The organism is Kitasatospora sp. NBC_01250, from assembly GCF_036226465.1.
Taxonomy (GTDB): domain Bacteria; phylum Actinomycetota; class Actinomycetes; order Streptomycetales; family Streptomycetaceae; genus Kitasatospora.
In genome coordinates this window covers 3,706,325-3,729,005 of the sequence record NZ_CP108476.1, presented here as the reverse complement: position 1 = coordinate 3,729,005, position 22,681 = coordinate 3,706,325, and the positions used below count along the sequence as shown (strand labels likewise).

Below are 22,681 nucleotides of genomic sequence, written 5' to 3'. Positions count from 1 at the left end.
TGACCGTGGGCCGACCGGAGCCCGATCCCGTACACAGACCAGGGTGGAGCCGCAGTGCGCGACCTCAAGCAGCTCGTGAAGGCGTACGACGTCCGAGGCGTCGTCCCGGACCAGTGGGACGAGAACCTGTCCCGTGCCTTCGGCGCCGCATTCGTGCAGGTCACCGGCGCGACCGCGATCGTGGTCGGCCATGACATGCGCCCCTCCTCGCCGAGCCTGAGCCGGGCCTTCGCCGAGGGCGCCGCCGCCCGCGGTGCCGATGTCACCGAGATCGGCCTGTGCTCGACCGACCAGCTGTACTACGCGAGCGGCAAGCTGGACCTGCCCGGCGCGATGTTCACCGCGAGCCACAACCCGGCGCAGTACAACGGCATCAAGCTCTGCCGCAAGGGTGCCGCCCCGGTGGGCGAGAACACCGGCCTGGCGGACATCCGGGAGCTGGTGCAGTCCTGGCTGCACGAGGATGCCGACGGGGTCGAGAGCGTGACGGTGCCGGCCGTGGACGTGAAGCCGGGCGTGCTGACCCAGCAGGACACCCTGCGCGGCTACGCCGACCACCTGCTCGGCCTGGTCGACCTCACCGCGATCCGCCCGCTCAAGGTCGCGGTGGACGCGGGCAACGGCATGGGCGGCCACACCGTCCCGACCGTCCTCGAGGGCCTGCCGCTCGACGTCGTCCCGATGTACTTCGAGCTGGACGGCACCTTCCCCAACCACGAGGCCAACCCGCTCGACCCGAAGAACCTGGTCGACCTGCAGGCCAAGGTCAAGGAGGTCGGCGCCGACATCGGTCTGGCCTTCGACGGCGACGCCGACCGCTGCTTCGTGATCGACGAGCGCGGCGAGCCGGTCTCCCCGTCCGCGATCACCGCCCTGGTCGCGGTGCGCGAGCTGGCCCGGGCCCGGGCCAACGGCGAGCCGAACGCCACGATCATCCACAACCTGATCACCTCCTGGACCGTGCCCGAGGTCGTCGCCGAGCACGGCGGCAAGGCCGTGCGCACCCGGGTCGGCCACTCCTTCATCAAGCAGGAGATGGCCGAGACCGACGCGATCTTCGGTGGCGAGCACTCCGCGCACTACTACTTCCGCGACTTCTGGCGTGCCGACACCGGCATGCTGGCCGCGCTGCACGTGCTCGCCGCGCTCGGTGGCCAGCAGGGCACGCTCTCCGCGCTGACCGCCGAGTACGACCGCTACGCGGCCTCCGGCGAGATCAACAGCGAGGTCGCCGACCAGGCCGCCAAGGCCGCCGAGGTCCGCGCCGCCTACGGTTCGCTGGAGGGCGTCAAGGTCGACGAGCTGGACGGCCTGACCATCGCCGGCGCCGACTGGTGGTTCAACCTGCGCGCCTCCAACACCGAGCCGCTGCTGCGCCTGAACGTCGAGGCCAAGGACCCGGCCAAGATGGCCGAGCTGCGCGACGCGGTGCTGGCGATCGTCCGCGCCTGATCCGTTGTTCGTCGCGCCACCCGAACGACCCGACGGAGCCCGTACACCATGACGCTCGAACCGTTCCTGCTGGAGATCCTGGTCTGCCCGAGCTGCCATGCCGCGCTGCGCGAGAGCGGCGAGGCCGACCAGCCCGAGCTGATCTGCACCGGCGCCGACTGCGGCCTGGCCTACCCGGTCCGCGACGGCATCCCGGTGCTCCTCGTGGACGAGGCCCGCCGCCCCGCCTGAGGTCCCGTCACCGCAGAGAGCGGACCAGGAGGTCCAGCCGCATGCTCGACGACAGTCTGCTCGACGACCCGGCCGCCCTCCAGCGCGCCGACCGGGAGCACGCCCTGCTCATGCTGGCCGCCGCCGGCGCCCGGGTCCGCACCGCGCTGCGGCTGGCCGAGGCCGCGGGCCTGGGCTCACTGCAGCCGGACGGACACCCGCGCGGCATCCTGGTCGCCGGACACGGCAGCGCGCTGACGGCCGGTCAGGCGCTGGCCGCGCTGGCCGGCAACGGGACCCTGGTCCAGCCGCTGGCCCCGGTGGACGCCCGGCCCGCCGCCCTCTTCAGCGAAGGCCTCAGCTGGCAGCTGCCCGGCTGGGCCGGACCGCTCGACCTGCTGGTGCTCTGCTCCTCCGACGGCACCGAGGCCGGCCTGATCAGCCTCGCCGAGCAGGCGTACGGCCGCGGCTGCGCTATCGCGGTGATCGCCCCCGAGGGCCGCCCGCTGGCCGAGGCCGCGCTCCAGGTGCGCGGGATGCCGCTGCCGTACGTGCCGGCCACCCCGCTGGAGGAGGTGCCCGAGGCGCGCGAGCCCGACCTCCCGGCGGAGGAGCTGGGCGCCCTGTGGGCCTTCCTCACCCCGCTGCTCGCGCTGGCCGACCGGATCGGCGTGATCGACGCCCCCACCGCGCAACTGGAGGCCACCGCCGACCTGTTGGACGAGCTGGCGGTGCGCCACCGGCCGGACGCCGCCGCCTACCGCAACCCCGCCAAGGAGCTGGCCGCCCAGCTCTCCGGCACCGTCCCGCTGCTGTGGAGCGAGGGCCCGCTGGCCGCGGTGGCCGCCGAGCGGTTCACCGCGGTGCTCGCCGACCGGGCCGGGCGCCCGGCCGTCGCCGGGCAGCTGCCGCAGGTGCTCAGCACCCACCGGGGCATGATCACCGGCCGGTTCGGCACCGGCGCGGACCCGGCGGACTTCTTCCGCGACCGGATCGACGAGCCGGACCCGCTGACCCTGCAGGTCCTGCTGCTGCGGCACACCCCGCGCGAGGAGCTGCCGGGCGCCGAGCCCGTCGAGCCGGAGGCCGTGCCGGAGCCCGGCCCGGCCACCCCGACCGTGCGCCGCGCCCGCCGCCTCCTCGCCGACCACGAGGTCCGGTTGACCGAGCTGGCCGGCCTGCGCCCCGAGCCGGTGCACGCGCTGGCCGAGCTGATCGCGCTGACCGACTTCGCCGCCGTCTACCTCGCACTGGCCGAACAGCACTGAGGCCTGGTCGGCTAGGGTCTGAGGGCCTCGAACACGTTGTGCAGCACACCGATAAGGAGCAGGGCCGCTACATGGACCGCCTCGCCAACACCGTCCGCCCGTATGCCTGGGGTTCGACCACCGCGATCCCGGCCCTGCTCGGTGAGCAGCCCACCGGTGAGCCGCAGGCCGAGCTGTGGCTGGGCGCCCACCCCGGCGAGCCCTCCCGGGTGGACCGTGGTGCCGGCCCCCAGGCGCTCAACGAGGTGATCGCCGCGGACCCGGCCGGCGAGCTGGGCGCCGAGGCCGTCGCGAAGTTCGGCCCGACGCTGCCGTTCCTGCTCAAGGTGCTGGCCGCCGAGATCCCGCTCTCGCTCCAGGTGCACCCCTCGCTGGCCCAGGCCCGGGCCGGGTTCGCCGCCGAGGAGGCCGCCGGGGTGCCGGTCGAGGCCGGCCACCGCAACTACAAGGACGCCAACCACAAGCCCGAGCTGATCTGCGCGCTCGAGCCGTTCGACGGCCTGTGCGGCTTCCGCGACCCGCTGGCCACCGCCGAGCTGATGGAGGGGCTCGGCGTTCCGGGCCTGGCCCCGCTGATCGACCTGCTGCGCACCAAGCCCGAGGCCCAGGCGCTGCGCGAGACCCTGGCCATCGTGCTCACCACCGACCCCTCGGTCGTCGCGGTCACCGTCAAGGAGGTGGCCGACGCGCTGGACCGCTCGCTGGCCGCCGAGCCCGCCTCGCCCTGGGCGCCCGCCTGGGCCGGCTACGCGTACGCCGCCAAGCACTTCCCCGGCGACGCCGGTGTGCTGGCCGCGCTGCTGCTCAACTTCGTCCAGCTGCAGCCCGGTGACGCGCTCTACCTCGGCGCGGGCGTCCCGCACGCCTACCTCAAGGGCACCGGCGTGGAGATCATGGCCAACTCCGACAACGTGCTGCGCTGCGGGCTGACCCCCAAGCACATCGACGTCCCCGAGCTGCTCGACGTGGTCGTCTTCGAGGCCGGCGACCCGGGCGTGCAGCATCCGGCGGCGAGCGAGGACGGCGAGGAGCTGTTCCCGGTCCCGATCGACGAGTTCCGCCTCTCCCGCTTCGCCCTGACCGCGGGCACCGAGCGCCAGGTGGCCGGGCGCAGCGCCCAGATCCTGCTCTGCACCGAGGGCGCGATCACCCTGGCCGACGCCGCCGGCCGGCGACTGGAACTGGCCAAGGGCCAGTCCGCCTACCTGCCGGCCACCGGCACCGCCACCACCCTGACCGGCGAGGGCGTGCTGTTCCGCGCCACCGTCACCCTCTGAGGCCCCACCGGTGAGCACCGAGGGCGGCACCAGGGCACTGATCGCGGCGCTCAGCGCCAATCTGGCCATCGCGGTCAGCAAGTTCGCCGCCTTCGCGTTCACCGGGTCCTCCTCGATGCTCGCCGAGGGAGTGCACTCGGTCGCCGACTCCGGCAACCAGGTACTGCTGCTGATCGGCGGCAAGCGCGCGCGCCGGGAGGCCGACGAGGAGCACCCCTTCGGCTACGGGCGCGAGCGCTACGTCTACGGCTTCCTGGTCGCCATCGTGCTCTTCAGCCTCGGCGGGCTCTTCGCGCTCTACGAAGGCGCGGAGAAGATCCGCCACCCGCACGAACTGCACGGCTGGGGCTGGGCGGTGGGCGTGCTGCTGTTCGCCGTCGCGATGGAGGGCTGGTCCTTCCGCACCGCGGTGCGCGAGGCCTCGGCGGCCAAGGGCGCGCTGGGCTGGGTCGGTTACATCCGCCGGGCCAAGGCCCCCGAGCTGCCGGTGGTCCTGCTGGAGGACGCCGGCGCGCTGATCGGTCTGGTGCTGGCGCTGCTCGGCGTCGGGCTCACCGTGCTGACCGGCGACGGGATCTGGGACGGCGTGGGCACCCTGGCGATCGGGCTGCTGCTCGGCACCATCGCCGTGGTGCTGGCGCTGGAGACCAAGTCGCTGCTGATCGGCGAGTCGGCCGACAGGCATTCCGTCGAGCGGATCCGGGACGCGCTGCTGGAGGGCGACACGATCACCGGTGTGATCCACCTGCGCACCCTGCACGTGGGACCGGAGGAGCTGCTGGTGGCCGCGAAGATCGGGGTGCGCCGCGAGGAGAGCGCCGAGCAGATCGCCAGGACCATCGACGAGGCCGAGGTCCGGGTGCGCGCGGCCGTGCCGATCGCCCGCGCGATCTACCTGGAGCCCGACATCTACTCGGCCGAGAAGGCCGCGGCCGGCCCGGACCCCGAGGCCACCCCCGGCGGGCCGGGACACTAGGTCCTGTCCCACCCGGGGTGACCGGACGCAGCGCGGCCGAATCCCGCCGGTGCGCCCCGCGGTCGTGCGCCCGCGGTGTAGATTCGTCACCAGTGCCAAACGTCGCTGCAGATGGCGGTCGATCCGGTCTGACCCCGGGTCGAGGGAGAGAGGTCCTCCGACGGATTGTGCCGCGCAGCAGGGCGCCGCCCAGGTGGCCGCTCTGCCGTCAAGCACACCCGTACGCATAGGCCCACGCAGCGAGGAGTACCCACGCATGTCGTCGAACACCACCGGTGACTTCAAGGTCGCCGACCTCTCCCTGGCCCCGTTCGGCCGCAAGGAGATCCAGCTGGCCGAGCACGAGATGCCCGGCCTGATGTCGATCCGCAAGGAGTTCGCCGCCAGCCAGCCGCTGGCCGGCGCCCGGATCACCGGCTCGCTGCACATGACCGTGCAGACCGCCGTGCTGATCGAGACGCTCACCGCGCTGGGCGCCGAGGTCCGCTGGTGCTCCTGCAACATCTTCTCCACCCAGGACCACGCGGCCGCCGCGATCGCGGTCGGCCCGGAGGGCACCGCGGAGAACCCCCAGGGCGTCCCGGTCTTCGCCTGGAAGGGCGAGACCCTGGAGGAGTACTGGTGGTGCACCGAGCAGGCGCTGACCTGGCCGAACGGCCAGACCCCCAACATGATCCTGGACGACGGCGGTGACGCCACGCTGCTGATCCACAAGGGCGTGGAGTTCGAGAAGGCCGGCGCCGCGCCGGACCCGTCGACCGCCGACAACGACGAGTTCCGGATCATCCTGGAGCTGCTCAACCGCACCCTGGCCGAGTCCCCGCGCAAGTGGACCGAGGTCGCCGCCACCATCAAGGGCGTCACCGAGGAGACCACCACCGGCGTGCACCGCCTGTACGAGATGCACCGGGACGGCCAGCTGCTCTTCCCGGCGATCAACGTCAACGACTCGGTCACCAAGTCGAAGTTCGACAACAAGTACGGCTGCCGCCACTCGCTGATCGACGGCATCAACCGCGCCACCGACGTGCTGATCGGCGGCAAGGTCGCGGTCGTCTGCGGCTACGGCGACGTCGGCAAGGGCTGCGCCGAGTCGCTGCGCGGCCAGGGCGCCCGGGTCATCGTCACCGAGATCGACCCGATCTGCGCGCTGCAGGCGGCGATGGACGGCTACCAGGTCACCACGCTGGACGAGGTCATCTCGATCGGCGACATCTTCATCACCACCACGGGCAACAAGGACATCATCCTCGCCTCGGACATGGTGAAGATGAAGCACCAGGCGATCGTCGGCAACATCGGCCACTTCGACAACGAGCTCGACATGGCGGGCCTCGCCAAGCTCCCCGGCATCGTGAAGACCGAGGTCAAGCCGCAGGTCCACGAGTGGCGCTTCGAGGACGGCCACACCATCATCATCCTGTCCGAGGGCCGCCTGCTGAACCTCGGCAACGCGACCGGCCACCCGTCCTTCGTGATGTCCAACTCCTTCGCGAACCAGACCATCGCGCAGATCGAGCTGTTCACCAAGACGGACGAGTACCCGATCGGCGTCTACGTGCTGCCCAAGCACCTGGACGAGAAGGTCGCCCGCCTGCACCTGGACGCGTTGGGCGTCAAGCTCACCGTTCTGAGCAAGGAGCAGGCCGACTACATCGGCGTCCCGGTCGAGGGCCCGTACAAGTCGGAGCAGTACCGCTACTGACGATGACGTCCGACTGAGCCCGGTGCCGCACGCGACGCGGCACCGGGCTCAGTCGTGTGCGGGCGGGTCGGCCCACCGGCACGTGGGTCTCGGCCGCGCCGGCGTTCGACTCCGGCATAGGCTGCTGGCCATGCCCAACGGCCGTTACTCGCTGCACGACCCCCACGACCACGTCCTGCTGGGCGAGGAGCGCTTCAGCTGCGCACCCGGCCCGGCGGGCTGGCGCTACGTCTCCAAGACCTACGCACCGGACGGCGGCACGCTGGGCACCGTCGACCTCACCCTCGACTCGCGAAGCCGCCCGCTGCGCATGGAGCTGCGCGCCGGCGGCTGGCAGGTGCGCGGGGGAGCGGTGGACGGAGTGGCCTGGGTGCGCACCGATCCGGACGACCCGACCGGCGCCTCGGCCACCGAGGGGCACGACCGCGCGCACGGCTTCGCCGGTGACTCGCCCGCCTTCCTGATCGCCACCGCCCGTCTGCTGCGGCTGGCGCCGGGAGCGAGCGCGCGGGTGCGGCTGGTCGCCTTCCACGGCACGGCGCTGGCCCCGCGGACCTTCGACCAGGGCTGGACCCTGCAGGAGACGGAGCAGCACCCGACCGATTCCGGGCCGCTGCTGGTCGAGCGCTACCAGGTGGCCGACCTGGAGACGGGTGAGCAGCGGGAGATCCACCTGGCGGGCGACGTGTTGCTGGCGGCGCCGGGGATCGAGCTGGAGGAGTTGGAGGGTCCGCCGAACGCCTGGCCGAGCTGGGACTGAGCCGCCCCACCCGGTCAGCCGGGCAGCGCGAAACCGCCCGCGTTCGGTGCGGGCGGCGCCGGCGTCGCGGGCGGAGCGGGTGGTGCGGCCGGTGCGGGGGTCGGCTGGGCGGGAGCGGCCGGCGACACCGGCGGCGGCGTGCTGTGCAGCGGCTGGGTGCCGTATCCCGGGGTCACGCCGTAGCCGGGTGCCGCGCTCGTGCCGGTCGCGCGCTGCCAGTCGCGCCGCTGCCGCTCGGTGAGCACCGCTGCCAGGTACATCGCCGGGTGCAGCCCGGCCGGTACCGGCCAGCCGACCCGCAGGGCCACGTCACCGGCGAGCCGCTGCGCCATCGTGAGGGCTACCTGTCCATCCAACTGATCGCTGCGACTCAGGAGTTGACGAACGGCGAGCCAGAGCCCCTCGGGTACGGCCGACAGGTCCAGGCGCACCAGCTCCGACCCCAGCGCATGCATCACCTGCGGTGGCGGCGCGGTCGGCAGACCGTCCGTGCGGCCCGCGGGCACCCGTTCGCGCACCACCAGGGTGCCCGCGAACACATCACCGAGCCGCCGCCCTTCGGCCGAGACCAGCGAGCTGATCACGGCGGGCACCCCGGTGAGCATGATGATCTCGAAGATGCCGACCAGCGCGCGCACCAGCGCGTGCCGGAAGCTCGCGGGCCCGCCGTCGACGCGCACCACGCGCAGCCCCAGGGCCGCCTTGCCCAGCGACCGGCCGTGCGAGAGCGTCTCCACCAGGACCGGCAGGGCCACCAGGAAGAAGACCAGCAGGCAGATCACCAGGGCCGCCGCGGCTGCGCCGTCCAGGTCGGAGAGCGAGGTCATCAGCAGCAGCGCGGTCAGGAAGAACCCGGTGAACTCCACCAGCAAGTCCAGCAGGACGGCCAGTGCGCGGCTCGGCAGCTTCGCCGTCCGCAGCCCGAGGACGACGGCTTCACCCGTCACCAGGTCACTCATCGCACCAGCCCGTTCCGTCCGGGATCCGGAAGACGGGCCCGCCGCCCGCCCCCGATCTTCAGGGGCCCAACATACGGGGCCGCCAGAAGCCCGGGAAGGGCCGCCTCGCCCGCCGGGACCTCTGGCAAGCTGAGCCCAGCCGTTGCCCCGCGCCGCATCGCCACCTTGGAGTGACCCGGATGGATCTGGACGTCTTCGTCGCCGCCCACCAAGCACAGTGGGCGCGCCTGGAGACCCTCAGCAAGCGGCGCCGGCTCAGTGGCGAGGAGGCGGACGAACTGGTCGCCCTCTACCAGCGGGTGACGGGTCAACTGGCCCGGGTGCAGGCCAGCGCGCCGGATCCGGTCCTGGTCGGTCGCCTGACCACGCTGGTCGCCAGGTCCCGCAACGCGGTCACCGGCCGGCGGGCCAGCAGCTGGCGCGAGGTGGGCCACTACTTCGCGGCCGGCTTCCCCGCCGCGCTCTACCGCTCCCGCCGCTGGTGGCTGTCGATCGCACTGCTCTCACTGCTGGGCACCGCGCTGATCTCCTGGTGGATAGCCACCCACCCCGAGGTCCGGGACAGCATGGCCACGCCCAGCCAACTGCGTGAGATGACCCGGCCCGGCGGCGCCTACCAGGCCTACTACACGGACCGTCCGGCCAGCTCCTTCGCCGCCCAGGTCTGGACGAACAACGCCTGGATCGCCGCCCAGTGCCTGGTCTTCGGCGTCTTCCTCGGCCTGCCGGTCCTCTATGTCCTGGCGCAGAACGTCCTCAACCTCGCGGTCGGCATCGGCCTGATGGCCTCGGCCGGTCGCCTCGACCTCTTCCTCGGCCTGCTGCTGCCGCACGGCCTGCTCGAGCTGACCGCCGTCTTCGTCGCCGGCGGGATGGGCCTGCGCTTGGGCTGGACGGTGATCGACCCCGGCCCGCGCAAGCGCACCGTCGCCCTGGCCGAGCAGGGCCGGGCCACCATCGGCATGGCGATGGGCCTGACCGCGGTGCTCTTCGTCAGCGGCCTGCTCGAAGCCTTCGTCACCCCGTCTGGCCTCCCCACCTGGGCGCGGATCGGCATCGGCGTCACGGCCGAGGTGCTCTTCCTGCTCTACGCCCTCGTCCTGGGCCGTCGAGCCGCGGCTGCCGGCGAGACCGGCGACGTTGCCGCCGCCGACCGTGGGGACCTCCAGCCGGTGGCGGCCTGACCCCTTCTGACCTGGTAGTCTTCTCTTCACGCCGCCGGAACTGTTGACACAGCAACGAACGGCTAGTAGATTCGAACGGTTGGCTCGGACTGGACAACAGGACCGAACGAGCTGTAGTGTCTACGACACGGCAAGTCGAGGCAGGGCGTCCACGGATGCGGCCCGGCAAGTCAAACCCCGAGGTAAACCAGGAAAAAGTCTTTGCTAGGCTTTGCTGGTCAGCCAAAGGAAATCCCCTCAGCGGGATTTCGGAGAAGAAATCGGCCGGCAAACGGCGCGAATCGGATCTGATAAGCTAAGAACACGAAAGAACGAAGCGCCCGGAGGGGCCACGGAAGTGGCTGCAAAGGAAGCGTCCGTTCCTTGAGAACTCAACAGCGTGCCAAAAGTCAACGCCAGATATGTTGACATCCCCGGCCTTGGTCTTCGGACTGGGGTTGGAGATTCCTTTTGAAGTAAAACACTAGCGAGGACGCAGTGCGCGAGGCCACCCTATTCCGGTGGTTGTCGTGCCGCTCAACGCGGGTGTCGACCCGATTACGGGTAAACATTCACGGAGAGTTTGATCCTGGCTCAGGACGAACGCTGGCGGCGTGCTTAACACATGCAAGTCGAACGGTGAAGCCCTTCGGGGTGGATCAGTGGCGAACGGGTGAGTAACACGTGGGCAATCTGCCCTGCACTCTGGGACAAGCCCTGGAAACGGGGTCTAATACCGGATACGACCTTCCTCTGCATGGGGGTTGGTGGAAAGCTCCGGCGGTGCAGGATGAGCCCGCGGCCTATCAGCTTGTTGGTGGGGTAATGGCCTACCAAGGCGACGACGGGTAGCCGGCCTGAGAGGGCGACCGGCCACACTGGGACTGAGACACGGCCCAGACTCCTACGGGAGGCAGCAGTGGGGAATATTGCACAATGGGCGAAAGCCTGATGCAGCGACGCCGCGTGAGGGATGACGGCCTTCGGGTTGTAAACCTCTTTCAGCAGGGAAGAAGCGCAAGTGACGGTACCTGCAGAAGAAGCACCGGCTAACTACGTGCCAGCAGCCGCGGTAATACGTAGGGTGCGAGCGTTGTCCGGAATTATTGGGCGTAAAGAGCTCGTAGGCGGCCTGTCGCGTCGGATGTGAAAGCCCGGGGCTTAACCCCGGGTCTGCATTCGATACGGGCAGGCTAGAGTGTGGTAGGGGAGATCGGAATTCCTGGTGTAGCGGTGAAATGCGCAGATATCAGGAGGAACACCGGTGGCGAAGGCGGATCTCTGGGCCATTACTGACGCTGAGGAGCGAAAGCGTGGGGAGCGAACAGGATTAGATACCCTGGTAGTCCACGCCGTAAACGTTGGGAACTAGGTGTTGGCGACATTCCACGTCGTCGGTGCCGCAGCTAACGCATTAAGTTCCCCGCCTGGGGAGTACGGCCGCAAGGCTAAAACTCAAAGGAATTGACGGGGGCCCGCACAAGCAGCGGAGCATGTGGCTTAATTCGACGCAACGCGAAGAACCTTACCAAGGCTTGACATATACCGGAAACGGCTAGAGATAGTCGCCCCCTTGTGGTCGGTATACAGGTGGTGCATGGTTGTCGTCAGCTCGTGTCGTGAGATGTTGGGTTAAGTCCCGCAACGAGCGCAACCCTTGTTCTGTGTTGCCAGCATGCCTTTCGGGGTGATGGGGACTCACAGGAGACTGCCGGGGTCAACTCGGAGGAAGGTGGGGACGACGTCAAATCATCATGCCCCTTATGTCTTGGGCTGCACACGTGCTACAATGGTCGGTACAAAGGGCTGCGATACCGTGAGGTGGAGCGAATCCCAAAAAGCCGGCCTCAGTTCGGATTGGGGTCTGCAACTCGACCCCATGAAGTTGGAGTTGCTAGTAATCGCAGATCAGCATGCTGCGGTGAATACGTTCCCGGGCCTTGTACACACCGCCCGTCACGTCACGAAAGTCGGTAACACCCGAAGCCGGTGGCCTAACCCTTGGGAGGGAGCCGTCGAAGGTGGGACCAGCGATTGGGACGAAGTCGTAACAAGGTAGCCGTACCGGAAGGTGCGGCTGGATCACCTCCTTTCTAAGGAGCACATGGCAGCTTCGGGCGAATGTCCTGGAGTGCTTGCTCATGGGTGGAACGTTGACTATTCGGCACACAGGGTTGGTTGTTTCCTAGTACTGCTTCGGCGTGGAACGGTTACGGGTGATCTGGTGTGTCGGGCACGTTGTTGGGTCCTGAGGGAACGAGTAATCGTTGTCTCAGTGCCGGTCCCACGGACCGACCTGGTGTTTGCCGGGTTGTGTAGGTGGGTGTCTGGTCGTTGTTTGAGAACTGCACAGTGGACGCGAGCATCTGTGGCCAAGTTTTTAAGGGCGCACGGTGGATGCCTTGGCACTAGGAACCGATGAAGGACGTGGGAGGCCGCGATAGGCCCCGGGGAGCTGTCAACCGAGCTTTGATCCGGGGGTGTCCGAATGGGGAAACCCGGCAGTCGTCATGGGCTGTCACCCATACCTGAACACATAGGGTATGTGGAGGGAACGCGGGGAAGTGAAACATCTCAGTACCCGCAGGAAGAGAAAACAACCGTGATTCCGGGAGTAGTGGCGAGCGAAACCGGATGAGGCTAAACCGTTGTGGTGTGAGACCCGGCAGGGGTTGCCACTTCGGGGTCGTGGGAAAGTTCTTCGGTCGTCTGCCGGCGATCGGGTGAGTCAGAAACCGTATGGGTAGTCGAAGGACATGCGAAAGGTCCGGCGTAGAGGGTAAGACCCCCGTAGACGAAACTTGTACGGCTCACTTGAGCTTCTCCCAAGTAGCACGGAGCCCGAGAAATTCCGTGTGAATCTGGCGGGACCACCCGCTAAGCCTAAATATTCCCTAGTGACCGATAGCGGATAGTACCGTGAGGGAATGGTGAAAAGTACCGCGGGAGCGGAGTGAAATAGTACCTGAAACCGTGTGCCTACAAGCCGTGGGAGCGTCGTTGGTCAGCTTGCTGATCAGCCGTGACTGCGTGCCTTTTGAAGAATGAGCCTGCGAGTTTGCGGTGTGTAGCGAGGTTAACCCGTGTGGGGTAGCCGTAGCGAAAGCGAGTCCGAATAGGGCGGTTGAGTTGCATGCCCAAGACCCGAAGCGGAGTGATCTAGCCATGGGCAGGTTGAAGCGCGGGTAAGACCGCGTGGAGGACCGAACCCACCAGGGTTGAAAACCTGGGGGATGACCTGTGGTTAGGGGTGAAAGGCCAATCAAACTCCGTGATAGCTGGTTCTCCCCGAAATGCATTTAGGTGCAGCGTCACGTGTTTCTTGCCGGAGGTAGAGCACTGGATAGGCGATGGGCCTTACCGGGTTACTGACCTTAGCCAAACTCCGAATGCCGGTAAGTGAGAGCGTGGCAGTGAGACTGTGGGGGATAAGCTCCATGGTCGAGAGGGAAACAGCCCAGAACACCGACTAAGGTCCCTAAGCGTGTGCTAAGTGGGAAAGGATGTGGAGTCGCAGAGACAACCAGGAGGTTGGCTTAGAAGCAGCCACCCTTGAAAGAGTGCGTAATAGCTCACTGGTCAAGTGATTCCGCGCCGACAATGTAGCGGGGCTCAAGCACACCACCGAAGTCGTGTCATTCACAGAATACGCCCAACGGCGCTGTGGATGGGTAGGGGAGCGTCGTGTGCCGGGTGAAGCGGCGGAGGAATCCAGTCGTGGACGGTATACGAGTGAGAATGCAGGCATGAGTAGCGATACAAGAGTGGGAAACTCTTGCGCCGATTGACCAAGGGTTCCTGGGTCAAGCTGATCTGCCCAGGGTAAGTCGGGACCTAAGGCGAGGCCGACAGGCGTAGTCGATGGACAACGGGTTGATATTCCCGTACCCGCTTTGAAGCGCCAACGCTGAACCTCTGAATGCTAAAGCCGTGAAGCCGGCCCGGAGTCTTCGGACAATGGGACGTGGTGGAGCCGCTGATCCAACAGGGTATTAGGTGAGCGATGGGGTGACGCAGGAAGGTAGTCCAGCCCGGGCGGTGGTTGTCCCGGGGTAAGGGTGTAGGGCGTTGTGTAGGCAAATCCGCACAACATGAGCCTGAGACCTGATGCCGAGCCGATTGTGGTGAAGTGGATGATCCTATGCTGTCGAGAAAAGCCTCTAGCGAGTTTCATGGCGGCCCGTACCCCAAACCGACTCAGGTGGTCAGGTAGAGAATACCGAGGCGTTCGGGTGAACTATGGTTAAGGAACTCGGCAAAATGCCCCCGTAACTTCGGGAGAAGGGGGGCCGGAACTGGTGGAGGCACTTGCTGCCCGAGCTGGGGCCGGCCGCAGAGACCAGCGAGAAGCGACTGTTTACTAAAAACACAGGTCCGTGCGAAGCCGTAAGGCGATGTATACGGACTGACGCCTGCCCGGTGCTGGAACGTTAAGGGGACCGGTTAGCTCTGATTCGTCGGGGCGAAGCTGAGAACTTAAGCGCCAGTAAACGGCGGTGGTAACTATAACCATCCTAAGGTAGCGAAATTCCTTGTCGGGTAAGTTCCGACCTGCACGAATGGCGTAACGACTTCTCGACTGTCTCAACCATAGGCCCGGTGAAATTGCATTACGAGTAAAGATGCTCGTTTCGCGCAGCAGGACGGAAAGACCCCGGGACCTTTACTATAGCTTGATATTGGTGTTCGGTTCGGCTTGTGTAGGATAGGTGGGAGACTTTGAAGCGGCAACGCCAGTTGTTGTGGAGTCGACGTTGAAATACCACTCTGGTCGTGCTGGATGTCTAACCTGGGTCCGTGATCCGGATCAGGGACAGTGTCTGGTGGGTAGTTTAACTGGGGCGGTTGCCTCCTAAAGAGTAACGGAGGCGCCCAAAGGTTCCCTCAGCCTGGTTGGCAATCAGGTGTTGAGTGTAAGTGCACAAGGGAGCTTGACTGTGAGACCGACGGGTCGAGCAGGTGCGAAAGCAGGGACTAGTGATCCGGCGGTGGCTTGTGGAAGCGCCGTCGCTCAACGGATAAAAGGTACCCCGGGGATAACAGGCTGATCTTCCCCAAGAGTCCATATCGACGGGATGGTTTGGCACCTCGATGTCGGCTCGTCGCATCCTGGGGCTGGAGTAGGTCCCAAGGGTTGGGCTGTTCGCCCATTAAAGCGGTACGCGAGCTGGGTTTAGAACGTCGTGAGACAGTTCGGTCCCTATCCGCTGTGCGCGTAGGAGTGTTGAGAAGGGCTGTCCCTAGTACGAGAGGACCGGGACGGACGAACCTCTGGTGTGCCAGTTGTCCTGCCAAGGGCATGGCTGGTTGGCTACGTTCGGGAGGGATAACCGCTGAAAGCATCTAAGCGGGAAGCCTGCTTCGAGATGAGCACTCCCACCTCCTTGAGAGGGTAAGGCTCCCAGTAGACGACTGGGTTGATAGGCCGGATGTGGAAGCCCTGTAAGGGGTGGAGCTGACCGGTACTAATAGGCCGAGGGCTTGTCCTCAGTTGCTCGCGTCCACTGTGTTGTTCTGAAACAACGACCCCCATCCGAATGCGGATGGTTGCCGGTCGACAGTTTCATAGTGTTTCGGTGGTCATAGCGTGAGGGAAACGCCCGGTTACATTCCGAACCCGGAAGCTAAGCCTCACAGCGCCGATGGTACTGCAGGGGGGACCCTGTGGGAGAGTAGGACGCCGCCGAACAATTATTCCAAGAAAGCCCCCTTCCTTCGGGAAGGGGGCTTTCTTGCGTTCTGGACGGGTGCTGCTGGCCCTTACGATCGGCCTATGGCACGCCCCGGCCGCAAGGCCCACCCCGAACCCGCGCCGCGTCCCGAACCCTTTGGCCTGTCCACCGACCCTTTCGCGATGGAGACCTCGCACGAGGTGGCCGCGATGTACCTGGCGCCGCCCGAGCGGGTGCTGGTGCTGCGCGTCGATGCCGACACGATGCTTCGTCCCAAGCTCCGTGAGGAGCTGCGGCAGCGTCAGGCCGAACCGTTGCCGGCCACCGTGCAGACCTTGCTGGACAGCCTCGACAGCACGACGGAGACGGTGCTCGGCACGCTGCACCGCCGGCGGCGCGGAGTCGAGTTCCGCCGCTTCCTGTCGCAGCTGGAGCGGGAGTTGCCGGAGAGCGGTGAACTCCACCTGATCTGCGACAACTACTTCACCCACAAGTCGCCGACGGTGGTCAACTGGCTGCGTGCCCACCCGCGGGTGACGATGCACTTCGCACCGAGCGAGGCGGCCTGGCTCGCCCACGTCGAGCGGTGGTTCGCCTACCAGGCGGCTCGGGAGGCGTTCCACGGCGACACGTCGTCGGCGACGGCGCTGTCCCAGGGGATCGCCGCCTGGATGCCGGCGGCCGAGCGGAACGAGAGCGACGAGCCCGCCGCCGAGGCCGAGCTGGACGTGTCGGAGGCCGAGGAGAGCGGTTCCGGTACCGCGCACGTGTGGATCAAGCCGCAGTACGGCTGACCGGAGGATGGCCGCGGAGCGTGGCTACAGGCGCCCGGCGGCCTTGAGCGCGAGGTAGGTGTCGGCGAGGGCCGGGGGCAGCGTGGCCGGCGGCGCGTCCAGGACGGTGACGCCGTGCCGGGTGAGGCGGTCGGCGGTGGCGCGGCGGTCGGCCCGGGTCTGCTCGGCCGCAGCCGCGCCGTAGACGGCGGAGAGGGTGCCCCGGCCCGCCGCCAGCTCGTCCAGGTGCGGGTCGGCCACCGCGGCCACCACCACCTCGTGGCGCTTGGTGAGTTGGGGCAGCAGCGGCAGCAGCCCGTCCTCGGCGGGGCCCGCGTCCAGGCCGGTCAGCAGGACGATCAGCGAGCGCCGGTTGGCGATGCGCAGCACGGCTGCCGTCAGCGCCCGCAGGTCGGTTTCGACCAGCGCGGGCTCCAGCAGGGCCATCGCGTGGGTGACCGCGGGCAGCACCTCGGTGGCCGAGCGGCCGAGCACCGAGGCGCGCGGGCGCAGGTCGTGGGCGAGCAGGTCGACCCGGTCGCCGGCCTTGGTGGCGAGTGCGGTGAGCAGCAGTGCGGCGTCCAGGGCGGCGTCCAGCCGGGGCGCGTCGCCGACCCGGCCGGCCGAGGTGCGTCCGGTGTCGAGCACGATCAGGATGTGGCGGTCGCGTTCGGGCCGCCAGGTGCGGACGGCGACGGTGTTGCGCCGCGCGCTGGCCCGCCAGTCGATCGAGCGCACGTCGTCGCCGGGCAGGTACTCGCGCAGGCTGTCGAACTCGGTGCCCTGGCCGCGCCTCAACAGCGAGGTGCGCCCGTCGAGTTCACGCAGCCGCGCGAGCCGCGAGGGCAGGTGCTTGCGGCTGGCGAAGGGCGGCAGCGCACGCAGCGTCCAGGGGACCTGGTGCGAGCCCTGTCGCCCCGCCAGGCCGAGCGGGCCGAGCGAGCGGATGGTCACCCGGTGCGCGTGGTGGTCACCGCGCCGGGTGGGCTGCAGCGCGGTGCCGACCCGGCGCCGCTCGCCCGGCGGTACCAGCAGGGTGTGCCGCGAGGCGGTCAGCTCGGTGCCGGGCCGGAAGGCGGAGGGGGCCCAGGCGTCGCGCAGCCGGCCCCGCAGCGGGCGTCGGGAGGGATTGGCCACGGTCAGCGAGACGGTGGCGGGTTCGCCGAGCCGCACCGATCCGTCGCCCTCGCGCGCCAGCCGCAGGGTGCGGACGGGAGCCGCGAGCAGCAGGTCGGCCAGGACGCCCAGCAGCAGGACCGCGCCGACCGTCCCGACGCCCGTCCAGGAGGGCAGCAGGAGTCCCACGACCAGGCTGCCCAGGGCGGCGAGCAGGGCGGTACGGCCGGTGAGGGCCACGGTCGGACTCCTAGGGGCAGCGGGGGATCAGCGGGCGGCGGGGATCAGCGCGGCGCGGGTGTCTGGGCGAGCACGGCCTGGATCACCGAGTCGGCGGTGACCCCCTCCATCTCGGCCTCGGCGCGCAGCTGGACGCGGTGCCGGAGGGTGGGCAGGGCCAGCGCCTTCACGTCGTCGGGGGTGACGTAGTCGCGTCCGGCCAGCCAGGCCCAGGCCCGGGAGGTGGCCAGCAGCGCGGTGGCGCCGCGCGGGGAGACGCCGAGCGAGAGCGAGGGCGAGGTCCGGGTGGCCCGGCACAGGTCGACGATGTAGGCGAGGACCTCGGGGGAGACGGTGAGCCCCGCGATCTCGGCGCGGGCGGCGGCCAGGTCGGCGGGGCCGGCCACCGGGCGCACGCCCGCGGCGTGCAGGTCGCGCGGGTCGAAGCCGGCGGCGTGCCGGCTCAGCACCTGGAACTCCTGGTCGCGGTCGGGCAGCGGCAGGATCAGCTTGAGCAGGAAGCGGTCCAGCTGGGCCTCGGGCAGCGGATAGGTGCCCTCGTACTCCAGCGGGTTCTGGGTCGCGGCGACCAGGAAGGGCACCGGCAGCGGGCGCGGCTCGCCGTCCACCGTGACCTGGTGCTCCTCCATCGCCTCCAGCAGCGAGGCCTGGGTCTTGGGCGGGGTGCGGTTGATCTCGTCGGCGAGCAGCAGGTTGGTGAAGACCGGACCCGGCTGGAAGGAGAACTCGGCGGTGCGCGCGTCGTAGACCAGCGAGCCGGTGACGTCGCCGGGCATCAGGTCGGGGGTGAACTGGATCCGCTTGGTCTCCAGGCGCAGCGCGGTGGACAGCGTGCGGATCAGCAGCGTCTTGGCGACGCCCGGGACGCCTTCGAGCAGCACGTGGCCGCCGCAGAGCAGCGCGACCACCAGGCCCGTGACGGCGGGGTCCTGGCCGACCACGGCCTTGCCGATCTCGGCGCGCAGGGCGCCGAGCGCCTTGCGGGGGTCGGTCGCGGCGTCGGCCCGCTCGGGGGCGGTCTGGTCGGTCACGGGTGTCGTACCTGCCTTTCCAGGGCATCGAGGTCGTCCGCGAGCCGCAGCAGCGCGGCGTCGTCGGTGGGCGGCGGGCCGTAGAGCAGGCCGTGCGGTCCGCCCGGCTCGCGCCGGTCGCCCAGCCGGTCGGCGAGTGCGGTGAGCAGTGCGGTCGGCTCGGGTTCACCGGCCGTCAGCGGCACGCCGAGCACCGGGGCCAGCCGGTTCCGCGCGGCCCGGCGCAGTGCCTCGGCGGCCCGGCCGCGGGCCTTGGCACGGTGGTAGAGCCGGGCCCGGCCCTCGGTGGTCTCGGCGGCCCTGACCACCACCGGCAGCTCCTCGCTGACCACGGGACCGAGGCGGCGGGCCCGCCAGAGCGCGGCCAGCACGGTGGCGAGGGCCAGTTGCAGGCCGGCCCAGCGCCAGCCGTACGGGATCAGGTCCGTGAAGCTCTTCTGCTGCTCGGCGGGCGGCAGCGCCTGGTAGTCGGGCAGGAACCAGGTGAAATGCGGCCGGGCGCCGAGCAGGCCGAGTGCCAGCGCGGCGTTGCCCTGCCGGGCCAGGTGCTGGTTGGTGAGGAAGAGGCCGGAGCCGAGGACGATCACCTCGGTGCCGTTGGCCAGGGTGGTGCGGGCCAGCGCGGGGTAGCCGTTGCGCAGGTAGCAGCCGGTGGCGGGGCCGTCGGTCCGGTAGAGCCGGCCGCCGAGTTCGGCGCTGCCGGCCTGTGCGGCCTCGGGCAGCGCGCACTGCTGGGCGGCGTTCGCGGAGCTGACGGAGAGCGGCAGTCCGCCGTTCTCGGCGACCTCGACACCGGGGGCGAGCAGGTCCAGCGCCGAGCTGTCGGGGGAGATCAGCACCAGGCGGTGGTGGCCGGCGGCGGCCAGGGCGCTCAGCTGATCGTCGGTCAGCAGGTCGGGCAGCGGCAGCAGCACGGTGTCGTCCCGGGCGGGGACGGCGAGTTGGCCGGGATCCGCGGTGGTGTCGACGGTGATGCCCTGGGCGCGCAGGAGTTGGGCGGTGGCCTTGGCCCCGTCGGGGTCGGCCGAGCGCGGGTCGAGCGAGGGGTAGTCGGTGCTGTCGCCCAGACCGCCCAGCAGCAGTCCGGCCAGCAGCACGATGGCGGCAACGGCCAGGAACCAGCGTCCGCGGCGCCAGAGTTGACGCACTGTCGGGGTGAGCGTGGTGGCGGGCGCGGGGGTCACCGGTTCGGGGGACACCGTCGGGAGGGGCGTGGAGCTCGTGGTCACGGGGCGCCCACCGGGGCCGGGGTGCTGGGCCGGGTGCGGCGCAGCACCTGGTCGAGGTCGGCGAGCTGCTGGTAGCCGTGCTGGTCGGCGGGGCGCTCGCCGAAGGCGATGTCGTCGAAGAGGCGCGCGGCCTCGCGCAGCGCCGGGGCGTGCGCGGGCAGGTGGCGGCCGGCCTCCTCGGCGGCTTCGTCGGCGGTGCGGCCGGGGCGCGGATCGAGCAGCGTGCGCTCCTCCAAGGAGCGGACCAGCGCGCGCATCTGCTCGCGGACGGCGCTCGCGAAGTCGCCCTCGGCGGCGTGCCGCCGGGCGGCCTCGCGGTGCTGGTCGGCCGTGCGCGGTCCCTCGGCGCCGAACAGGGCGCCGGTGGTGGTGGCGGACCGGCCCGGGCGGCCCAGGCGCCACCAGAGGGCGGCACCGATCAGGACGGCGATCACCAGGAAGAGGACCAGCCCGGTGCCGCCGTTGCTGGCGGCGCTGCCGAGCTGTCCGAGCAGCTTGTCCAGCTGGTCCCAGAGCCAGCTGCTGAGCCGTTGCAGCAGCGTCGGGTCGTGCCGGTGGTATTCGGGCTTCAGCAGTTCCTCGCGCGCGGCCTCGCGGGCCGCGTCGCGCGGCACGGTCACCGGGGCGTCGGCGGCGACCCGTACCCAGTCCCCCCAGGTCGGCATCGGGTCAGGCCGCCCCGCCGTCCCGGCCGGCCCAGCCGGAGCCGCCGTACTCGGGCAGGCCGGCCGCCCGGGCGAGCTCCAGGTCGAGCGCCTCGCGCCGGATCCGCTGGTCGACGTAGAGCAGGACGTTGATCGCGGCCTGGACCGGGATGGTCAGCATCGAGCCGATCACCCCGCCGACCGCGATGATCACCAGGGCGCTGACCGGCTGCGGGTGGTCCGTGGTGCCGCCCAGCGCACTGGTCAGCGAGCCGCCGGCCACGGCGGCGACCGCCCGGAACGGGATCGCGATCACCGAGGCGAGCATGGCGGTCAGGAACGAACCGAGCAGGCTGATCCCGAAGATCCGCCACCAGGCCCCCCGCACCAGCTTGCGGGAGCGGGCGAGCGCGGCCTTGACGCCCTGCTTCTCCAGCATCAGGGCGGGGGTGGCCAGGCTCAGCCGGAAGTACGTCCAGAACGCGACCAGGCCCGCGCCGAGCAGGATCAGGAAGCCGATCGCCATGGGGGCCGGTCCGTCGTCGCCGAGCGCGGCCAGCACGATGATCGGGACGGCGCCGGCGACCAGGATGCCCACCACGATCAGCATCACCAGCATGGTCAGGCCCGTCAGCCGCCACAGCTGGGGGCGGGCGGCACGCCAGGCGGCGCCGGCCGAGACCGGCTCACCGAGGATGGCCCGGCTGACCACCATGGTCAGCAGCGCGCTCATCAGCAGTGAGGCCACCGCGTCCACCAGCAGGCCGACGCCGGCCACGACCAGGCCCGCGGTGTCCTGGGAGTCGTGCTGGCTCCACCAGTCGACGAAGGTCAGCGTGGTCTGGGTCAGCAGGGCGACCACCAGGGAGAGCCCGAGCACGGTCTGCCAGTGCTTGCGCACGGTGGCGATCGAGCCGTCGAGGATCTCGCCGACGCCCAGCGGGCGCAGCGGGATCACGCCGGGCTTGGGGCTGGGCGGCGGGACGGCCCAGCCCTGCTGCCCGCCCCAACCGGGCTGGGTGCCCCAGCCGGGCTGGCCGCCCCACCCCGGCTGCGGGCCCCAGCCCTGCGCGGGCTGCGGGGCGGTGGGGCCGGCCGGCGGGCGGCCGTAGGCGCCGGGGAACGGCGGTGCGGCCTGCGGGGCGGCGTCCGAGGGCGGGGGCGCAGTGGCCGACGCGGCATCCGGTCCGCCGGGCGCGGCGGCCGGTGGCCGGACACCCTCGGCGCTGGTCCCGGAGGAGTCGGTCCCGGACGAGCCGGGGGAGGCCCAGCCCGAAGTGTCGGTCATCACTGCTCCTCGGCCTGGAGCGGGTGCCCCAGGATGGTGGTGTGGCGCAAATCGTGCGGCCCATCGTGCCATGGTGGCGGCAGGCACCCCAGGGGTGCCCGGTTGCTGATCGACAACGGGGTCGGCAGCGATGAGGAACACGGGAGTTTGGGTGGATATGGGCGCTATCGCCGGCGGGACGAGCGGGCCATGGGCACGGGTGTGCGGCAGGTCACAATCCGGTAATGAGAGGATGGGCGCATGAAAGGTCGCGTCCTCGTCGTAGATGACGACACCGCACTCGCCGAGATGCTCGGCATTGTGCTGCGTGGTGAGGGTTTTGAGCCGTATTTCGTCGCGGACGGGGACAAGGCGCTGGCCGCGTTCCGCGAGACCAAGCCGGATCTGGTGCTGCTCGACCTGATGCTGCCCGGACGCGACGGGATCGACGTCTGCCGGCAGATCAGGTCGGAGTCCGGGGTGCCGATCGTCATGCTCACCGCGAAGACCGACACGGTCGACATCGTGGTGGGCCTGGAGTCGGGCGCCGACGACTACGTGGTCAAGCCGTTCAAGCCCAAGGAGCTGGTGGCCCGGGTCCGGGCCCGGCTGCGCAGGGCGGAGGAGCCCACTCCCGAGCAGCTGACCATCGGCGACCTGGTGATCGACGTGGCCGGCCACTCGGTCAAGCGGGACGGTCGGGGCATCCCGCTCACCCCGCTGGAGTTCGACCTGCTGGTCGCGCTCGCCCGCAAGCCCTGGCAGGTGTTCACCCGCGAGGTGCTGCTGGAGCAGGTCTGGGGCTACCGGCACGCGGCCGACACCCGGCTGGTGAACGTGCACGTCCAGCGCCTGCGTTCGAAGATCGAGAAGGACCCGGAGCGCCCGGAGATCGTGGTCACCGTGCGCGGGGTCGGATACAAGGCCGGACCCAGCTGA

General features: G+C 69.5%; 16 protein-coding genes and 3 rRNA genes. 13 read left to right on the top strand and 6 right to left on the bottom strand.

The genetic code is table 11. The annotated features are described in order from the left end of the window. The first annotated feature begins 54 nt into the window (after positions 1-54). The 7 genes from OG500_RS15140 (at position 55) to OG500_RS15110 (ending at position 7,648) form a co-directional block, all read left to right on the top strand. Positions 55-1,452, top strand: coding sequence for a phosphomannomutase/phosphoglucomutase (locus OG500_RS15140; protein ID WP_327067199.1), 1,398 nt, complete (start codon positions 55-57; stop codon positions 1,450-1,452). Positions 1,453-1,500: 48 nt separating this feature from the next. Then, positions 1,501-1,683 (top strand): Trm112 family protein, encoded by a 183-nt coding sequence (locus OG500_RS15135; RefSeq protein ID WP_327067198.1) that lies wholly within the window; start codon positions 1,501-1,503, stop codon positions 1,681-1,683. Between the two features lie 41 nt (positions 1,684-1,724). After that, a complete protein-coding gene (locus tag OG500_RS15130) occupies positions 1,725-2,930 on the top strand; it encodes an SIS domain-containing protein (RefSeq protein ID WP_327067197.1) in 1,206 nt (401 codons plus the stop codon). 71 nt (positions 2,931-3,001) lie between these two features. Then, positions 3,002-4,207: a mannose-6-phosphate isomerase, class I gene (gene manA, locus OG500_RS15125; RefSeq protein ID WP_327071570.1), complete on the top strand. Its 1,206-nt coding sequence runs from the start codon at positions 3,002-3,004 to the stop codon at positions 4,205-4,207. 10 nt (positions 4,208-4,217) lie between these two features. Beyond that, on the top strand, positions 4,218-5,183 hold the full coding sequence (locus OG500_RS15120; protein WP_327067196.1) for a cation diffusion facilitator family transporter: 966 nt from the start codon (positions 4,218-4,220) through the stop codon (positions 5,181-5,183). A 256-nt stretch (positions 5,184-5,439) separates the two neighbouring features. After that, positions 5,440-6,888, top strand: coding sequence for an adenosylhomocysteinase (gene ahcY, locus OG500_RS15115; RefSeq protein WP_329580641.1), 1,449 nt, complete (start codon positions 5,440-5,442; stop codon positions 6,886-6,888). 130 nt (positions 6,889-7,018) lie between these two features. Then, a complete protein-coding gene (locus OG500_RS15110; RefSeq protein ID WP_327067194.1) occupies positions 7,019-7,648 on the top strand; it encodes a hypothetical protein in 630 nt (209 codons plus the stop codon). A 14-nt stretch (positions 7,649-7,662) separates the two neighbouring features. On the opposite strand, the gene OG500_RS15105 is transcribed toward OG500_RS15110, so the two are convergent. Next, positions 7,663-8,595: an RDD family protein gene (locus OG500_RS15105; RefSeq protein ID WP_329580638.1), complete on the bottom strand. Its 933-nt coding sequence runs from the start codon at positions 8,593-8,595 to the stop codon at positions 7,663-7,665. 191 nt (positions 8,596-8,786) lie between these two features. On the opposite strand from OG500_RS15105, the gene OG500_RS15100 reads away from it, so the two are divergent. The 5 genes from OG500_RS15100 (at position 8,787) to OG500_RS15080 (ending at position 16,236) form a co-directional block, all read left to right on the top strand. Next, positions 8,787-9,791 (top strand): stage II sporulation protein M, encoded by a 1,005-nt coding sequence (locus OG500_RS15100; protein WP_327067192.1) that lies wholly within the window; start codon positions 8,787-8,789, stop codon positions 9,789-9,791. 550 nt (positions 9,792-10,341) lie between these two features. After that, positions 10,342-11,863 (top strand): 16S ribosomal RNA (locus tag OG500_RS15095). Positions 11,864-12,140: 277 nt separating this feature from the next. Beyond that, a 23S ribosomal RNA gene (locus tag OG500_RS15090) occupies positions 12,141-15,259 on the top strand. 83 nt (positions 15,260-15,342) lie between these two features. Continuing rightward, positions 15,343-15,459 (top strand): 5S ribosomal RNA (gene rrf, locus OG500_RS15085). The 16S, 23S and 5S rRNA genes sit together here, the layout of an rRNA operon. A gap of 84 nt (positions 15,460-15,543) precedes the next feature. Next, a complete protein-coding gene (locus OG500_RS15080; RefSeq protein WP_329580635.1) occupies positions 15,544-16,236 on the top strand; it encodes a transposase in 693 nt (230 codons plus the stop codon). Between the two features lie 24 nt (positions 16,237-16,260). On the opposite strand, the gene OG500_RS15075 is transcribed toward OG500_RS15080, so the two are convergent. The 5 genes from OG500_RS15075 to OG500_RS15055 are packed head-to-tail and all read right to left on the bottom strand — an operon-like array spanning position 16,261 to position 21,763. After that, positions 16,261-17,571 (bottom strand): DUF58 domain-containing protein, encoded by a 1,311-nt coding sequence (locus OG500_RS15075; protein WP_327067190.1) that lies wholly within the window; start codon positions 17,569-17,571, stop codon positions 16,261-16,263. A gap of 44 nt (positions 17,572-17,615) precedes the next feature. Continuing rightward, entirely contained in the window at positions 17,616-18,602 is a 987-nt protein-coding gene (locus OG500_RS15070) for an AAA family ATPase (protein ID WP_329580633.1), read from the bottom strand. Continuing rightward, positions 18,599-19,801 carry a DUF4350 domain-containing protein gene (locus tag OG500_RS15065; RefSeq protein WP_329580630.1) on the bottom strand — a complete coding sequence of 401 codons (1,203 nt, stop codon included), beginning with the start codon at positions 19,799-19,801 and terminating at the stop codon, positions 18,599-18,601. Before OG500_RS15065 ends, OG500_RS15070 begins: the two co-directional genes overlap by 4 nt. 26 nt (positions 19,802-19,827) lie before the next feature. After that, complete coding sequence (locus tag OG500_RS15060) at positions 19,828-20,496, bottom strand: DUF4129 domain-containing protein (RefSeq protein ID WP_329580627.1); 669 nt, start codon at positions 20,494-20,496, stop codon at positions 19,828-19,830. 4 nt (positions 20,497-20,500) lie between these two features. Continuing rightward, positions 20,501-21,763: a hypothetical protein gene (locus OG500_RS15055; protein WP_327067186.1), complete on the bottom strand. Its 1,263-nt coding sequence runs from the start codon at positions 21,761-21,763 to the stop codon at positions 20,501-20,503. Positions 21,764-22,003: 240 nt separating this feature from the next. On the opposite strand from OG500_RS15055, the gene mtrA reads away from it, so the two are divergent. After that, positions 22,004-22,681 carry an MtrAB system response regulator MtrA gene (gene mtrA / locus OG500_RS15050; protein ID WP_035848644.1) on the top strand — a complete coding sequence of 226 codons (678 nt, stop codon included), beginning with the start codon at positions 22,004-22,006 and terminating at the stop codon, positions 22,679-22,681.